This is a genomic window from Actinoplanes sp. NPDC049548 (assembly GCF_040676695.1).
GTDB lineage: Bacteria > Actinomycetota > Actinomycetes > Mycobacteriales > Micromonosporaceae > Actinoplanes.
In genome coordinates this window covers 36,128-49,693 of record NZ_JBFAPM010000029.1, presented here as the reverse complement: position 1 = coordinate 49,693, position 13,566 = coordinate 36,128, and the positions used below count along the sequence as shown (strand labels likewise).

Annotated in this window: 13 protein-coding genes; 3 read left to right on the top strand and 10 right to left on the bottom strand. The window is 70.2% G+C overall.

What is annotated here, in order from left to right:
* Positions 1–15 precede the first annotated feature (15 nt).
* On the top strand, positions 16–990 hold the full coding sequence (gene rfbB / locus AB0J80_RS35280; RefSeq protein ID WP_364713787.1) for a dTDP-glucose 4,6-dehydratase: 975 nt from the start codon (positions 16–18) through the stop codon (positions 988–990).
* 17 nt (positions 991–1,007) lie between these two features.
* Here the strand turns inward: rfbB and AB0J80_RS35275 are convergent, their stop codons facing one another.
* From AB0J80_RS35275 to arc, 7 genes are all read right to left on the bottom strand, one after another.
* Positions 1,008–2,843: a family 20 glycosylhydrolase gene (locus tag AB0J80_RS35275; RefSeq protein WP_364713785.1), complete on the bottom strand. Its 1,836-nt coding sequence runs from the start codon at positions 2,841–2,843 to the stop codon at positions 1,008–1,010.
* Between the two features lie 249 nt (positions 2,844–3,092).
* Positions 3,093–3,917 (bottom strand): proteasome subunit alpha, encoded by an 825-nt coding sequence (gene prcA, locus AB0J80_RS35270; RefSeq protein WP_364713783.1) that lies wholly within the window; start codon positions 3,915–3,917, stop codon positions 3,093–3,095.
* A 117-nt stretch (positions 3,918–4,034) separates the two neighbouring features.
* The gene (prcB, locus tag AB0J80_RS35265; RefSeq protein ID WP_364713781.1) at positions 4,035–4,874 is read right to left on the bottom strand and encodes a proteasome subunit beta; all 840 of its coding nucleotides are present in this window, start codon (positions 4,872–4,874) and stop codon (positions 4,035–4,037) included.
* The gene (locus tag AB0J80_RS35260; RefSeq protein WP_364713816.1) at positions 4,793–4,966 is read right to left on the bottom strand and encodes a hypothetical protein; all 174 of its coding nucleotides are present in this window, start codon (positions 4,964–4,966) and stop codon (positions 4,793–4,795) included. Before AB0J80_RS35260 ends, prcB begins: the two co-directional genes overlap by 82 nt.
* Before the next feature lie 78 nt (positions 4,967–5,044).
* On the bottom strand, positions 5,045–5,260 hold the full coding sequence (locus AB0J80_RS35255; protein WP_106124861.1) for a ubiquitin-like protein Pup: 216 nt from the start codon (positions 5,258–5,260) through the stop codon (positions 5,045–5,047).
* 140 nt (positions 5,261–5,400) lie between these two features.
* On the bottom strand, positions 5,401–6,918 hold the full coding sequence (dop, locus tag AB0J80_RS35250) for a depupylase/deamidase Dop (protein ID WP_364713779.1): 1,518 nt from the start codon (positions 6,916–6,918) through the stop codon (positions 5,401–5,403).
* A 252-nt stretch (positions 6,919–7,170) separates the two neighbouring features.
* A complete protein-coding gene (arc, locus tag AB0J80_RS35245) occupies positions 7,171–8,952 on the bottom strand; it encodes a proteasome ATPase (protein ID WP_364713778.1) in 1,782 nt (593 codons plus the stop codon).
* 180 nt (positions 8,953–9,132) lie between these two features.
* Between arc and AB0J80_RS35240 the strand changes: the two genes are divergently transcribed.
* Complete coding sequence (locus tag AB0J80_RS35240) at positions 9,133–9,420, top strand: ferredoxin (protein WP_364713814.1); 288 nt, start codon at positions 9,133–9,135, stop codon at positions 9,418–9,420.
* Positions 9,421–9,477: 57 nt separating this feature from the next.
* Here the strand turns inward: AB0J80_RS35240 and AB0J80_RS35235 are convergent, their stop codons facing one another.
* The 3 genes from AB0J80_RS35235 to AB0J80_RS35225 all read right to left on the bottom strand — a co-directional run bounded on the left by AB0J80_RS35235 (position 9,478) and on the right by AB0J80_RS35225 (position 12,171).
* Positions 9,478–10,068, bottom strand: a complete 591-nt coding sequence (locus AB0J80_RS35235) for a hypothetical protein (protein WP_170148562.1) — start codon at positions 10,066–10,068, stop codon at positions 9,478–9,480.
* Between the two features lie 69 nt (positions 10,069–10,137).
* Positions 10,138–11,085, bottom strand: a complete 948-nt coding sequence (locus AB0J80_RS35230; RefSeq protein WP_364713776.1) for a tRNA (adenine-N1)-methyltransferase — start codon at positions 11,083–11,085, stop codon at positions 10,138–10,140.
* Positions 11,086–11,100: 15 nt separating this feature from the next.
* On the bottom strand, positions 11,101–12,171 hold the full coding sequence (locus AB0J80_RS35225; RefSeq protein WP_364713812.1) for a site-2 protease family protein: 1,071 nt from the start codon (positions 12,169–12,171) through the stop codon (positions 11,101–11,103).
* Between the two features lie 172 nt (positions 12,172–12,343).
* Between AB0J80_RS35225 and AB0J80_RS35220 the strand changes: the two genes are divergently transcribed.
* Positions 12,344–13,414 (top strand): PD-(D/E)XK nuclease family protein, encoded by a 1,071-nt coding sequence (locus tag AB0J80_RS35220; protein ID WP_364713774.1) that lies wholly within the window; start codon positions 12,344–12,346, stop codon positions 13,412–13,414.
* The last annotated feature ends 152 nt before the right edge of the window (positions 13,415–13,566 follow it).

Genomic DNA, 13,566 nt, shown 5'->3' with positions numbered 1-13,566 from the left:
TACACTCGGCGTCTGATGAATCTTCTGGTCACCGGCGGCGCCGGCTTCATCGGGTCCGGCTTCGTGCGCGCGGTGCTCGCGGACGCGCTGCCGGGCCTGGAGCAAGCACGGGTGACGGTCCTCGACAAGCTCACGTACGCGGGCAACTTCGCCAACCTCGGCCCGGTGGCGGAGAACAAGCGTCTCGACTTCGTCCCCGGCGACGTCTGCGACGCGGCCCTGGTGGAGTCGGTGCTGCGCAGGCACGACCACGTGGTCCACTTCGCGGCGGAATCCCACGTCGACCGCTCCATCCTGGCGGCGGCCGAGTTCGCGACCACCAACGTGGTCGGCACCCAGATCCTGCTGGACGCGGCCCTGCGGCACGGCGTCGAGCGGTTCGTCCACGTGTCGACGGACGAGGTCTACGGCTCGATCCCGTCCGGCTCCTGGACCGAGGCCTCCCCGGTGGCCCCGAACTCGCCGTACGCGGCCACCAAGGCGGGCGCCGACCTGCTCGCGCTGGCGTACCACCGCACGCACGGGCTGCCCGTTACGGTGACCCGCGCCGCCAACACCTACGGGCCGTACCAGCATCCGGAGAAGCTGATCCCCCGCTTCGTCACGAACCTGCTCGAGGGGCGGACGGTGCCGCTCTACGGCGACGGTGAACAGGTCCGCGACTGGATCCACGTGGACGACCACTGCCGCGCCACCGCCCTGGTGCTGACCCGGGGCCGGCCCGGCGAGGTCTACCACGTCGGCGGCAACGAGGAACTGACGAACAAGGACCTGACCGGGCTGCTGCTGCAGGAGTGCGGCGCCGCCTGGGACCGGGTCGAGCACGTGCAGGACCGCAAGGGACACGACCAGAGGTACGCCCTCGACGACACCCGCATCCGTACGGAGCTCGGCTACCGGCCCCAGGTCGACTTCCGCGCCGGGCTGGCGGAGACGGTGCAGTGGTACCGCGACCACCGGGACTGGTGGCGTCCCCTGGTCATCGACTGACCGCCTCCGCCGCACGCCTACTCCTTCCAGTCGATCTCGGGCGACTTGAAGAAGTTGACGTTGCACGCGGCCCAGCGGGGTGCCTGGCTCGCCAAGCGGGCACGGAACCCCTCCCAGTCGTGGCTCGCCTTGGCCGACCAGGCCACCTCGGCCAGGGCGGGCAGGCGCGGGAACGCCATGAACTCGATGTCGTCGGAGCTGAGCAGCGTCTCCGACCACAGCGGCGCCTCGACACCGAGGACGTTCTCCTCCCCGACGCCCTGCACCAGCGCGCCCGGATCCCAGTCGTACGCGGTCTTCACGCTCGTCGGACCGGCCCAGGAAAGACCGATCGGCGTGCTTGCGTCGTACTTCTGGTCCAGGTACGCCTTGTTCGCCGGGGACATCAGCACCTTGGTGCCCTTACCGGCCGCGGTGGCGAGGTTCGGATCGCTGTTCGTGGTGTTCCACCACTGCGCGACAGCACCTTCGGGCAGGTCGGCGGCGGTGATCTCGTTCCAGCCGAGCACCTTTTTGCCGTGCTTGGCGACCAGCGGCAGCACCTTCGACATGAAGGTCCGGTAGTCCGCGTCGGTCGTCGCCTTGGCCTCGTCACCGCCGATGTGCAGGTACGGGCCCGGCGTCAGCTCCGCCAGCTCACCGAGCACGTCGTCGAGGAACGCGTACGTCTTGTCACCGGCGACGCAGAACGAGCTGTAGCCGACCTCGATGTCGGTCCGCGGCGGCACCGCCTTGCCGTCGCAGTTGAGCTCGGGGTAGGCGGCCTGCGCGGCGTTGCTGTGCCCCGGCATGTCGATCTCGGGCACGACCGTGATGAAGCGGTCCGCGGCGTACGCGACCAGGTCGGCGTACTCCTGCTGGGTGAGGAAGCCGGGACCCTTGCCGTTCACGCCGGTGCCCTCACCGCCGCCCTTGACGGTCAGGTCGGGCCACTTCTTGATCTCGATCCGCCACCCCTGGTCGTCGGTGAGGTGAAGGTGCAGGTAATTGATCTTGTACTTGGCGATCTGGTCGATGTAGCTCTTGACGTCGTTCGCCGGGTGGAAGTGCCGCGCCAGGTCCAGCATGGCGCCCCGGTACGCGAAGCGCGGGAAGTCGACGATGCGCCCACCGGGCACGACCCACTTCCCGTCCTTCTTCGAGCCGGCCTCGATCTCCGGGGGAAGCAACTGGAGCAGGGTCTGCACACCGGCGTGGAGCCCGGCCGCAGCGGTGGCCCGGATCGTCACCCCGTCGGCCGCGACGTCGAGCTGGTAGCCCTCCGCCCCGACCCGCTGATCGGCCCCGTCGAGCAGCAGGGCGATGGCGCCTGTCCCCGTACCGGTCGTCACATCCAGCGGAAACCCGGTAGCCGGCCGCAACGCCGCCGCCAGCTGCTCCCCGACCTTCTTGGCGCCCTCGTCGTCAGCGGTCCGCACGACCGTCTTGTCGGTGATGGTGAAGGACGCCGCCTGGTCCTGGCGGTACTCGACCGGAGCCGGGATCACGCCCGCCACCTGCTGAACGGCCGGCGGCTCGCTCGACGGGGCACCACTGCTCGGCACGCTCGACGGCACGGTCGACGGCACGGTCGCCGGCACCGCCAGCCAGAGCGCCGGCGTGGCCGGGGGCTCCCACGTGACCAGACTGGTGTGCGCCTGTCTGCACGTGTACTCCACTCCGTCGTAGGACACCTTGGCACCGACCGCGTACGCCGTGTTCGGCTGCCACGCCGGCGCCTGCTCCGCGGCCCGCTGAGCGATCGTGGCGACCTCACTCGTCGCCGCGTCGGCGAAGCCGGCCCCCACAATCCCGGCGGCGGCCGCCATCAGCACGGCCGCGCCGATCGCCACCCGCGTCTTGGTTGTTCGCATCCGCCAACCCCTTTCGTCGGAACGGTTCCGCGGCAGCCACGACCGTCGGACGGGCGACGGCTGCGGCGTTCGCGCTGAAGACGCGGGGCGCGGCACGCCGGTTCACGAGAGCGCTGAGAGGCAGGCATTCCGGGCAGTGAAGGGCAACGAGGCAGGCCTCGGCAGGGAAATGCGTGAGCGCGCCGAAGCAGCAGCTTCGACGCGCTCATAGGCCACAGGCGGTCAGCGCCGGGCGCTGGGATCGCCGGGTCAGCTGTCGGAGTCCTCCGGCTTGCCCTCGAGGTCGACCGAGGCGGCTGACACCGTCGGCTTCTCCTCGCCCGGGGCCGGCGGTGCCGTGTCGCCCGCCTCGCCCACCTCGGGCTCCGGCTGGTCCTTGCCGCCGCCGAGCAGCGTCTCGAGCGCCGCCCCCGCGATGCGCCGGAACGCCCGTCCCTTGCGGCGCCGGTCGAGCACGGCCACCTCGAGCTGGGACGCGCCGAGCTCGCGGGCCGCACCGTTCTCGCCGCCGACGCTGCCGAGGCCCTTGACCGCGAGGGCCAGTGCGGTCGGCAGGTCCGCGGCCACGTCGTGGCGCTCCTTGAGGACGGTGGAGATCGCCTCCGCGGAGCCGCCCATCGCCATGAAGCCGGGCTCGTCCATGACCGAGCCGTCGTAGGTGATGCGGTACAGCTCGTCGGCCTCGGGGGTGGCGCCGACCTGCGCCACGCAGATCTCCACCTCGTACGGCTTCTGGGTCTCGGAGAAGATCGCGCCGAGCGTCTGGGTGTAGGCGTTCGCGAGCGCCCGTCCGGTCACGTCGCGCCGGTCGTACGCCAGGCCGTTGAGGTCGGCCATCCGCACGCCGGCCCGGCGCAGGCTCTCGAACTCGTTGTAGCGGCCGACGGCCGCGAAGCCGATCCGGTCGTAGAGCTCGCTGATCTTGCGCAGCGAGGTGAGGTTCTCGGCGACCAGCAGGATGCCGCCCTCGTACGTGAGCACGACGGCGGAGCGGCCGCGGGCGATGCCCTTGCGGGCGTACTCGGAGCGGTCGCGCTGGACCTGCTCGGGCGAGGCGTAGAACTGCATGGCCACGGGTGGCTACTCCTTCGATGCCGGGATGGCGGGTGATGGTCGCGATGGCGGAGACGGGACGATGCTGCCGGGACACGAACCCGGTCCGGAAGCCGGACCGGCGACGTGTCCTGCGGCTCAGCCGCCCGGGTTCTCCATCCGGCCGGCGACGACCGCCTCGGCCACCTCGTTGATCTCGGCCTCGGTCAGCCGGTGCGTGCTGTCCGCCGTCGCGGTCATCACCACCGGGTAGATCTTGCGGGTCAGGTCGGGCCCGCCGGTCGCGGTGTCGTCGTCGGCGGCGTCGTAGAGCGCCTCCACGGCCAGCCGGATCGCGTCCTGCGTGCCGATACCCGGCCTGTACCGCTTCTTCAGCGCCGCCTTGGCGAACAGCGAACCGGAGCCGATCGCGTCGAAGCCGGTCTCCTCGTAGAGGCCGCCCGCGACGTCGAAGCTGAAGATGCGCCCGGCCTTCGACGGGTCGGCCGGCGCCAGGTCGAAGCCGGCGAACAGCGGCACCACGGCGAGGCCCTGCATGGCCGCGCCCAGGTTGCCGCGCACCATCGCGGCGAGCCGGTTGGCCTTACCGTCGAGGGACAGCATGGCGCCCTCGATCTTCTCGTAGTGCTCGAGCTCCACCTGGAACAGGCGCATGAGCTCGATGCCGATGCCCGCGGTCCCGGCGATGCCGATCAGCGAGTAGGCGTCGGCCGGGTGCACCTTCTCGATGTCCCGGCTGGCGATCAGGTTCCCCATGGTGGCGCGCCGGTCACCGGCCATCACGACACCCTCGGTGGTGGCGATGGCGACGATCGTGGTGCCGTGCGGCGCGATGTCGGCCGCCATGCCCGGCGGCAGCGGCCGGCGACCCGGCAGCAGCTCGGGGGCGGCCTGGCTCAGGAACTGCGTGAAGGATGACGTCCCCGCGTTGGTGAACACATCTGGAAGACGCCCGGATGGATCAAAACCCGCTGCCACGTGGTTCCTCTCGAAAACGTGATCGCGGCGGCGAGGGGTTCCGGGCCGTCCCGCAACCACCCGAGTCCGCCGTCGCAGTTGAAGCACCATATCCCGCGCGCCGGACCGACGCGATCATCCCGATCGAGGTGTCGATCCGGCGCGGCGAATGTCCGTTTCGGGGGATATGTTTATTGGCCGCCCTTTTGTACGTACCCTCGGACGAACTCCTCGGCGTTCTCCTCGAGGACGGAGTCGATCTCGTCCAGGAGGTCGTCGACGTCCTCGGTGATCTCGGCGTGCCGCTCGGCAACCTCCGGGTTGGCCTCGGTGGTGACGTCCTCGATCTCCTCGTCGCGCTTGCCCTTGCCGGACTGCGACTGACCGCCGGTGTCTCGCGTTGCCATCCCTGTCCCCCTTCAACACCCAACCGGTTCGGGTTGGGAAAAACCTACCTCGCGGGTACGACGAAAACGTCCGCGCGTCCGCGTGTTTCTCGCGCAGCGAACCCGACGCCGGGCGATGGCCGCCTCGCGGGCCGGTCCGGTCACCGGCTCGTGATCACCTCGAGCAGGTCCTTGGCCGTGTCGCACTTGTCGAACAGGGCGCCGACGTGCTTCTTAGTACCCCGCTCGGGCTCCATCATCGGGACCCGCACGAGCGACTCGCGGCCGACGTCGAAGATGACCGAGTCCCAGCTCGCCGCGACCACTTCGGACGCGTAGCGGGCCAGGCACTGGCCGCGGAAGTACGCCCGGGTGTCCTCGGGCGGCTCCACCATCGCGCGCTGGGTCTCCTCCGCACCGAGGAGGGTCTTCATCGAGCCGCGGGCCACCAGGCGGTGGTAGAGGCCCTTCTCCGGCCGTACATCCGAATACTGCAGGTCGACCAGCTGCAGCTTGGGCGACGACCAGGCCAGGTTCTCCCGCTCCCGGTAGCCCTCGAGCAGGCGCAGCTTGGCCACCCAGTCGAGCTGGTCGGAGCAGCTCATCGGGTCGTCGCCGAGCCTGGTGAGCACGTCCTCCCAGCGCCGCAGCACGTCCGCGGTCTGCTCGTCGACGTCGGCGCCGTAGCGCTCGTCCACGAAGGCCTTGGCGCGCTCGTAGTACGCCCACTGCAGGTCCAGGGCGGTGAGCCGGCGGCCGTCGCGCAGCCGCATGAGGTGCTTGAGGGACGGGTCGTGGCTGACCGCCTTGAGCTCCGAGACCGGGTCGGCCACGCCGAGCTCGCCGGTGAAGACCTTCTCCTCGATCATGTTGAGGATCAGCGCCGTGGTGCCCATCTTCAGGTACGTGGCGATCTCGGAGAGGTTCGCGTCGCCGATGATGACGTGCAGGCGGCGGTACTTGTCCGCGTCGGAGTGGGGTTCGTCGCGGGTGTTGATGATGGGGCGCTTGAGCGTGGTCTCGAGGCCGACCTCGACCTCGAAGAAGTCCGCGCGGGACGAGATCTGGAACCCGGAGCCGGAGCCGTCCTGGCCGATGCCCACGCGGCCGGCGCCGCAGACGATCTGCCGGGTGACGAAGAACGGCGTCAGGTGGGCCACGATGTCCGCGAACGGCGTCTGGCGGCGCATCAGGTAGTTCTCGTGCGACCCGTACGAGGCGCCTTTGTTGTCGGTGTTGTTCTTGTAGAGCTGGATGCGGTGGGTGCCGGGGATCGTGGCGGCGCGCCGGGACGCCTCGGCCATCACGCGCTCGCCGGCCTTGTCCCACTTCACGATGTCCAGCGGGTTGGTGCACTCGGGCGTGCTGTACTCCGGGTGGGCGTGGTCGACGTAGAGCCGGGCGCCGTTGGTGAGTATCACGTTGGCCAGGCCGAGGTCCTCGTCGGCGAGCGCGTCCGCCGGGTCGTACGCCGCACCGGAGTAGGTGAACCCACGGGCGTCGCGCAGCGGCGACTCCTCCTCGTAGTCCCACCGGGCGCGGCCGCCGCGGTTGAGCTCGGGACGGGCGCCGTAGGCGTTGACGACCTGGGACGAGGTGACCATCGGGTTGGCTCCGGGCTGCCCCGGCACGGAGATGCCGTACTCGACCTCGGTGCCCATAATCCGCCGAACGCTCATGCGACCACTCCGCCCGAGACTGTGTTGCCGTTGCCCATGTGTCGAGCCTAGACGCTTCTGTATCGGTTCTCGCCCCGGGCCGTACGCGTCACGGCACGCTCGGTGGCGATCATCCGTCACAGCGGGCGTCTTCGCGCCGGGGAGCAGGCCCCGCGACGGCGGCCGGCACCACGCAGAGCGACGAAGACGACAGGAAATGAGATGAGAAGACGCGGGCGGAGGATGACCTCCGCCCGCGTCCCTCGTCGATGTCTACAGGTACTGACCGGTGTTGCTGGCCGTCTCGATGGAACGGCCGGCCTCGGCGCCCTTGCCGCCGGAGACGAGCGTACGGATGTAGACGATCCGCTCGCCCTTCTTGCCGGAGATGCGGGCCCAGTCGTCCGGGTTGGTGGTGTTGGGCAGGTCCTCGTTCTCGCGGAACTCGTCGACGCAGCTGTCGAGCAGGTGCTGCAGGCGCAGCCCCTTCTTGCCGGAGGTGAGGAACTCCTTGATGGCCATCTTCTTGCCGCGGTCGACGATGTTCTGGATCATCGCGCCGGAGTTGAAGTCCTTGAAGTACAGGACCTCCTTGTCACCGTTGGCGTAGGTGACCTCCAGGAAGCGGTTCTCCTCGGACTCCGTGTACATCCGGAGCACGACCGCCTCGATCATGGCCGCGACCGTCACGTCGGCGTCGCCGCCGTGCTCGGCCAGGTCCTCCGCGCTGAGCGGCAGGCCGGGGAGGATGTACTTGGCGAAGATGTCCTTCGCCGCCTCCGCGTCCGGGCGCTCGATCTTGATCTTCACGTCCAGCCGGCCGGGCCGCAGGATCGCCGGGTCGATCATGTCTTCCCGGTTGGAGGCGCCGATGACGATGACGTTCTCCAGGCCCTCGACGCCGTCGATCTCGCTGAGCAGCTGCGGGACGATGGTGTTCTCGACGTCGGAGGAGACGCCGGAGCCACGGGTCCGGAAGATCGAGTCCATCTCGTCGAAGAACACGATGACCGGCGTGCCCTCGCCGGCCTTCTCCCGCGCCCGCTGGAAGACCAGGCGGATGTGCCGCTCGGTCTCACCCACGTACTTGTTGAGCAGCTCGGGACCCTTGATGTTGAGGAAGTAGCTGGTGTGCTTCTCCTCGCCGCGGCGCTCGGCGATCTTCTTCGCCAGCGAGTTGGCGACCGCCTTGGCGATCAGGGTCTTGCCGCAGCCGGGCGGGCCGTAGAGCAGGATGCCCTTCGGCGGGCGCAGCTGGTGCTCCCGGAACAGGTCGGCGTGCAGGAACGGCAGCTCCACCGCGTCGCGGATCTGCTCGATCTGCGAGTGCAGACCGCCGATGTCGGTGTAGTCGACGTCGGGCACCTCCTCCAGAACGAGCTCCTCGACCTCGCTCTTCGGGATGCGCTCGTACGCGTACGCCGAGCGCGGCTCGATCATCAGCGAGTCGCCGGCCCGCAGCGCGGACACCTGCAGCGACTCGGCCAGGTGGACGATCCGCTCCTCGTCGGCGTGCGAGACGACCAGGGCACGGTCACCCGGGGCGCCGCCCGGACCGGCCAGGACCTCCTTGAGCAGGACGACCTCGCCGACCCGCTCGTAGCCGAACGCGTCGACCACGTTGAGCGCGTCGTTGAGCAGGACCTCCTGTCCCCGCTTGAGCTCCTCGACCTCGAGGCTCGGGGACACGGCGACCCGCAGCTTGCGGCCACCGGTGAAGACATCGACGGTGCCGTCCTCGTGGGCGGCCAGGAAAACGCCGTAGCCGCTGGGCGGCTGGGCGAGCCGGTCAATCTCTTCCTTGAGAGTGACGATCTGAGCCCGGGCTTCCTTGAGGGTCGCCACGAGCCGGTCGTTGTTCTCGGTCAGTCGGGCCAGCTGCGCCTGCGTCGCCGCGAGCCGCTCCTCGAGCTGCCGGACGTGTCGGGGGCTTTCGGTCAACTTGCGCCGTACCAGAGCGAGTTCCTCCTGCAGGAACGCAACCTGGCTGGAGAGATCGTTGGCCTCTTTCTCCCAACGTGCGGCGCGTGAATCCGCCTCGTCGCTACGTGCCACGTCCCACCTCCCCGGGGGCTCGAACGTCTTGAGACAACACTAACCGCTGCGGGCCGGATTTCGACCCATGCAACACCCTCGTCACTGAACCTTGATCGATTGGGTCAGGTGGGTGCACCGGGTGGTCAGACCCTTCAGGTACCGTCGGACAGGGCGATTTCTGGGAGGTGTTCGGTGTCTGTGCAGACCGGGACTGATGAGCTTGAGGTCTGGGTGGATCAGGACCTGTGCACCGGCGACGGGCTCTGCGTGCAGTACGCACCGGAGGTCTTCGAGTTCGACATCGACGGCCTCGCGTACGTCAAGGACAGCAGCGGTGAGCTGCTGCAGAGCCCCGGAGTGCGCACCGGGGTGCCGGCGCGGCTGCGGCTCGAGGTGATCGACGCGGCGAAGGAGTGCCCGGGCGACTGCATCCACGTCGTGCGCTCGTCCGACGACGTCGAGGTGGCCGGTCCGGACGCGGACTGATCTTTTTCGGTACGGGCTCCGCCGCGCCCCTACGATCTCCGCGGAGAGCGGAAAATGTCACAGTGTCGGACGGCCGACCAAAGATGCGACAATCCGGGAGAACTCCTCCAAACGGGCGATTTGCCCCGGCCCGCCGTCGTCCAGCGTCTTGCCGAAGCGCAGCGCGTCGTGCCGCAGCGCCGCCCGGCCCTCCTCCTCGGCCATTCCCGGCGGCGGCACCGCGTCGTCCACCGAGCTCAGCAGCAGGTAGACGTCGATGCTGTCGACCCGCGCCTGCCCGCTCGACGTGCGGGTCAGGCGCCGCCGGCACCCGACCTCGGTCACGGTCGACAGCGGCACCACCCGCAACGACGAGGTCATCGAGCCGACCGGCCCGTCGCCGGGCGCCACGTCCTCGCCGTGCCACAGCACGAGGCGGCTGCCGTCACAGATGACGACCTCCTGCCACACGCCGTTCACCTCGTTCACGAAGCGCTCCAGCGTGAAACAGAGCACAGAGGCACCACGCAGCACCCCGAAGAGCGCGTCCAGCGCCACCTCCGGGTCGCGCAGGTAGGCGCGTGCCGCCGAATCGAGATCCTCATACGGCGACCAGTCCGGGAAGACCGCCGGCATCTCGTTGCTGCCCCCGAACGGCGGAGATGACATCGCGCCCACCCGTTCCCTCCCAAGCCCCATGAAACCCGCGACGGAAACTACCGGACGCGGGGCGAGCCGTCACACCCCGGGATCGGTCCCGGTCTCCGCCCGCTCGGCGGCAAGAGCCGCCTGAGCGGCCCTGCGCAGCGCGTACGCCTCGGCGCCCTTGCTGGGCTTGCGCCGCCGCGGCGGTGCCGTCACGCCGGGCGCGAGCTTGCGGGCCGACACGAGGAACGCGGTGTGCGCGATCATGCGGTGGTCCGGGCGTACGGCCAGACCCTCGGCGTGCCAGTCGCGGACCAGCGACTCCCAGGCCCGGGGCTCCGTCCAGCCACCGCGCTCGCGCAGCGCCTCCACGAGCTCGGAGAGCTGCGGAGTCGTGGCCACGTACCCGATGAACACCCCGCCGGGCACGAGCGCCTTCTCGACCATGTCGAGGGCCTCCCAGGGGGTGAGCATGTCCAGGATGATGCGGTCGAAACCGGTCTCCGTGGCGTCGGCGACATCGCCGTGGTGCAGGTGCCACGCCGGGTGCGGCCCGCCGAAGAACGCCTCGACGTTCTTGCGGGCGATCGCGGCGAAGTCCTCGCGCAGCTCGTACGAGTGCAGCTCACCGCTGCCACCGACGGCCCGCAGCAGCGAACAGGTCAGCGCCCCGGAACCGACACCGGCCTCCAGCACCTTCGCACCCGGGAAGACGTCACCCATGGCGACGATCTGCGCGGCGTCCTTCGGGTAGATGACCTGCGCACCGCGCGGCATCGAGAGCACGTAGTCGGACAGCAGCGGGCGCAGCGCCAGATAGGGCGTGCCGCCGCTCGACGTGACCACGCTGCCGTCGGGCAGCCCGATCAGAGCGTCGTGCTCGAGCGCCCCCCGGTGGGTGTGGAACGCCTTCCCGGGCTCCAGCACGATGGTGTGCATGCGGTTCTTGGGATCGGTGAGCTGCACACGGTCGCCCGGGCGGAACGGCCCGCGGTGGGCGGGAACCGGCTCGGCGGCGACGGTGTTTTCCTGAACGGTCACTGATCCCTCTCCTGGTTACCTCGCGGCGGCACGGCGGGCCGGCCGGCGCGGCTCCAGCAGCTCGGCCAGATCCGCGACGTGCAGCACGCCGACGACATCCTCGCCTGAGGTCACCACGTACTGCGCACCCGGGTGGGCCTGCACGGCCCGGACCACCTGCTCGCCGGTGAGCCCGACCCGCATCGCCGGCAGCCGCGCCACGTCCCGCGCCACGGTGTCGACACTCACCCACGGCCGCCGCTCCGCCGGCACAGCAGCCGCCGCGGTGCCGTCCACGAGAGCCAACACCCGGCCGCTGGAATCAGCCACGGCCAGCCCCTTCCGCGCAGGCTCAGCCGCATCGGCGCGGCGTTGTGCCTCCGCGATCGACGTTCCCGACGGTACGGCGAAGAGCGGCCGCGCCAGCGTCTTCAGGTCGACCAGGGGGAACCGCCGCGTCATCCGCGCGAGCCGGATCGACTGCCCGGCGCCCTGCCACAGCGTGAAGGCGACGAGCAGGAGGAAGATCAGCCCGAACAGGGTGAGCAGGTTCAGCCGATAGAGCGTGAACACGGCACACCCGGTGACCAGCGCGATGCCCCGCCCGCCCCACGCGGCCAGCTCCGTAGCCCTGTTCCGGTCGCGCAACAGCGCCCACAGCCCGGCCCGCAGCGCCCGCCCGCCGTCGAGCGGCAGCCCCGGCAGCACGTTGAAGATCGCCACGATGACGTTGCTCGCGGCGAGCTGAAAGGCGATCTCACCCGCGACCGTACGCTCGGGAAGCGCGAAGGCGGCGCCCGTGGCCACCCCGCCCAGCACCAGCGACACGGCCGGCCCCGCCAGCGACACGAGCGCGTCGACCCGGGGCGAGGGCGCGTCCCGATCCATCTCGGTCCAGCCCCCGAGCAGCTCCAGCGTGATCCCGCGCACACCGATCCCGTACCGCCGCGCGGTGAGGGCGTGCCCCAGCTCGTGCAGCAGCACCGAACCCAGCAGACACACCACGAAACCGAGGCCCACGCCGTACCCGAAAAGGGGTTGAAGTCCCAGCTGGTTCTCCGCGTAGCCGCCGTAGACGACGGTGACCAGCAGGGCGAGCAGCAGCATCGAGGCATTCACGAAGACCGGGATGCCGAGCACCCGCCCGACCTCCCACGCCCCGCGCCGCCGGACGGGCCGGCTCCGCTGCCCTCTGTCGTCCACGCCGTCGATGCTACGGACCGAGTCTGAGAGCCCCGCCTCGCCGGTTTCGTCATACCCCTCCCCTAGCCTTACCCGCATGACGGCAGAAACGGTCTTGCCCCCTTCCGAGCCCCTTTCCGAGCCGGGCGGGGAACGGCCCGCCGGGCCGTCGCTGTCGCCGTCGCGCGCAGCCGACTTCAAGACCTGCCCGCTGCTGTTCCGCTTCCGCACCATCGACCGGCTCCCCGAGCAGCCGACCCGCGACCAGGTCCGGGGCACGCTGGTCCACGCCGTGCTGGAACGCCTCTTCGACCTGCCGGCCGAGGAACGCACGCCTGACGCCGCGGCCGCGCTGGTGACCCCGCAGTGGGAGCGCCTGGTCGAGGAGGAGCCGGCCCTGTCGCAGCTCTTCGAGACGGCGGGCGACGTGCCCGCACCCGTCCCGGTCGAGGACCACCCCGCCGCGCCCGTCGTCCCGGTCGCAACCGGCGGCCCTCTGGCGGCTCTCTCGACGGATGCCGGGCCGAACCGCGCCGCGACGACGGCGCCGGAGGCACTGCCCGGCATGCCGGAACCGCCTTCGGATGAGCGCGGGCGGCTCGAGGCCTTCCTCGCCGGCGCGGGTGAGCTGCTCGACGGGTATTTCGCCGTGGAGGACCCCCGGCGCCTGGAGCCCGCGGAGCGCGAAAGCCTGGTCTCCACGCTGGTCGACGACGAGCTGCTGATCCGCGGCTACATCGACCGCCTCGACGTCTCTCCCGCCGGCGACCTGCGCGTCGTCGACTACAAGACCGGCGGCGCGCCTCGCGAGGCCTTCGAGGGCCGGGCGCTTTTCCAGCTCAAGTTCTACGCCCTGGTGCTGTGGCGCACCCGCGGCGTCGTGCCCCGCGTGCTCCGCCTGCTCTACCTCAAGGATGCGGAGGTCTGCGACTACAGCCCGGACGCGGAGGAGCTCGAACGCTTCGAACGCACCCTCGTCGCGCTGTCTAAGGCCATCGAGCGCGCCAAGCGGGAGCAGGACTTCCGCCCGAAGCCCAGCCGGCTCTGCGGATGGTGCAGCCACCAGCAGTTCTGCCCCGAGTTCGGCGGCACCCCGCCGCCCTACCCGCAGCCCACGGAAGGTCTCACCGGCGGTGACGCTCTGACGCCGGTTCCCCGTCAGCCATGAGCACAGGCCGGCTCTTGCCTGACGTCACCGAACAACCGGTCGCGCCGGGCGCCGGTCGGGACGCGCTTAGACCCGCCAACCACACCGCCGACGAACAACCGACCGCCCGACGAAACCGCCAACTCCAAGCCGCCGACCACACCCCCGCCAAG

Coding starts and splice junctions, on each gene's coding strand:
- AB0J80_RS35255 (WP_106124861.1), bottom strand. CDS start 5,260: ATGGCAACGCGAGACACCGGCGGTCAGTCGCAGTCCGGCAAGGGCAAG.
- AB0J80_RS35275 (WP_364713785.1), bottom strand. CDS start 2,843: ATGCGAACAACCAAGACGCGGGTGGCGATCGGCGCGGCCGTGCTGATG.
- rfbB (WP_364713787.1), top strand. CDS start 16: ATGAATCTTCTGGTCACCGGCGGCGCCGGCTTCATCGGGTCCGGCTTC.
- AB0J80_RS35235 (WP_170148562.1), bottom strand. CDS start 10,068: ATGTCATCTCCGCCGTTCGGGGGCAGCAACGAGATGCCGGCGGTCTTC.
- AB0J80_RS35225 (WP_364713812.1), bottom strand. CDS start 12,171: ATGCTGCTGCTCGCCCTGCTGGTCACCGTCGTCTACGGCGGCTACGCG.
- dop (WP_364713779.1), bottom strand. CDS start 6,918: ATGAGCGTTCGGCGGATTATGGGCACCGAGGTCGAGTACGGCATCTCC.
- AB0J80_RS35220 (WP_364713774.1), top strand. CDS start 12,344: ATGACGGCAGAAACGGTCTTGCCCCCTTCCGAGCCCCTTTCCGAGCCG.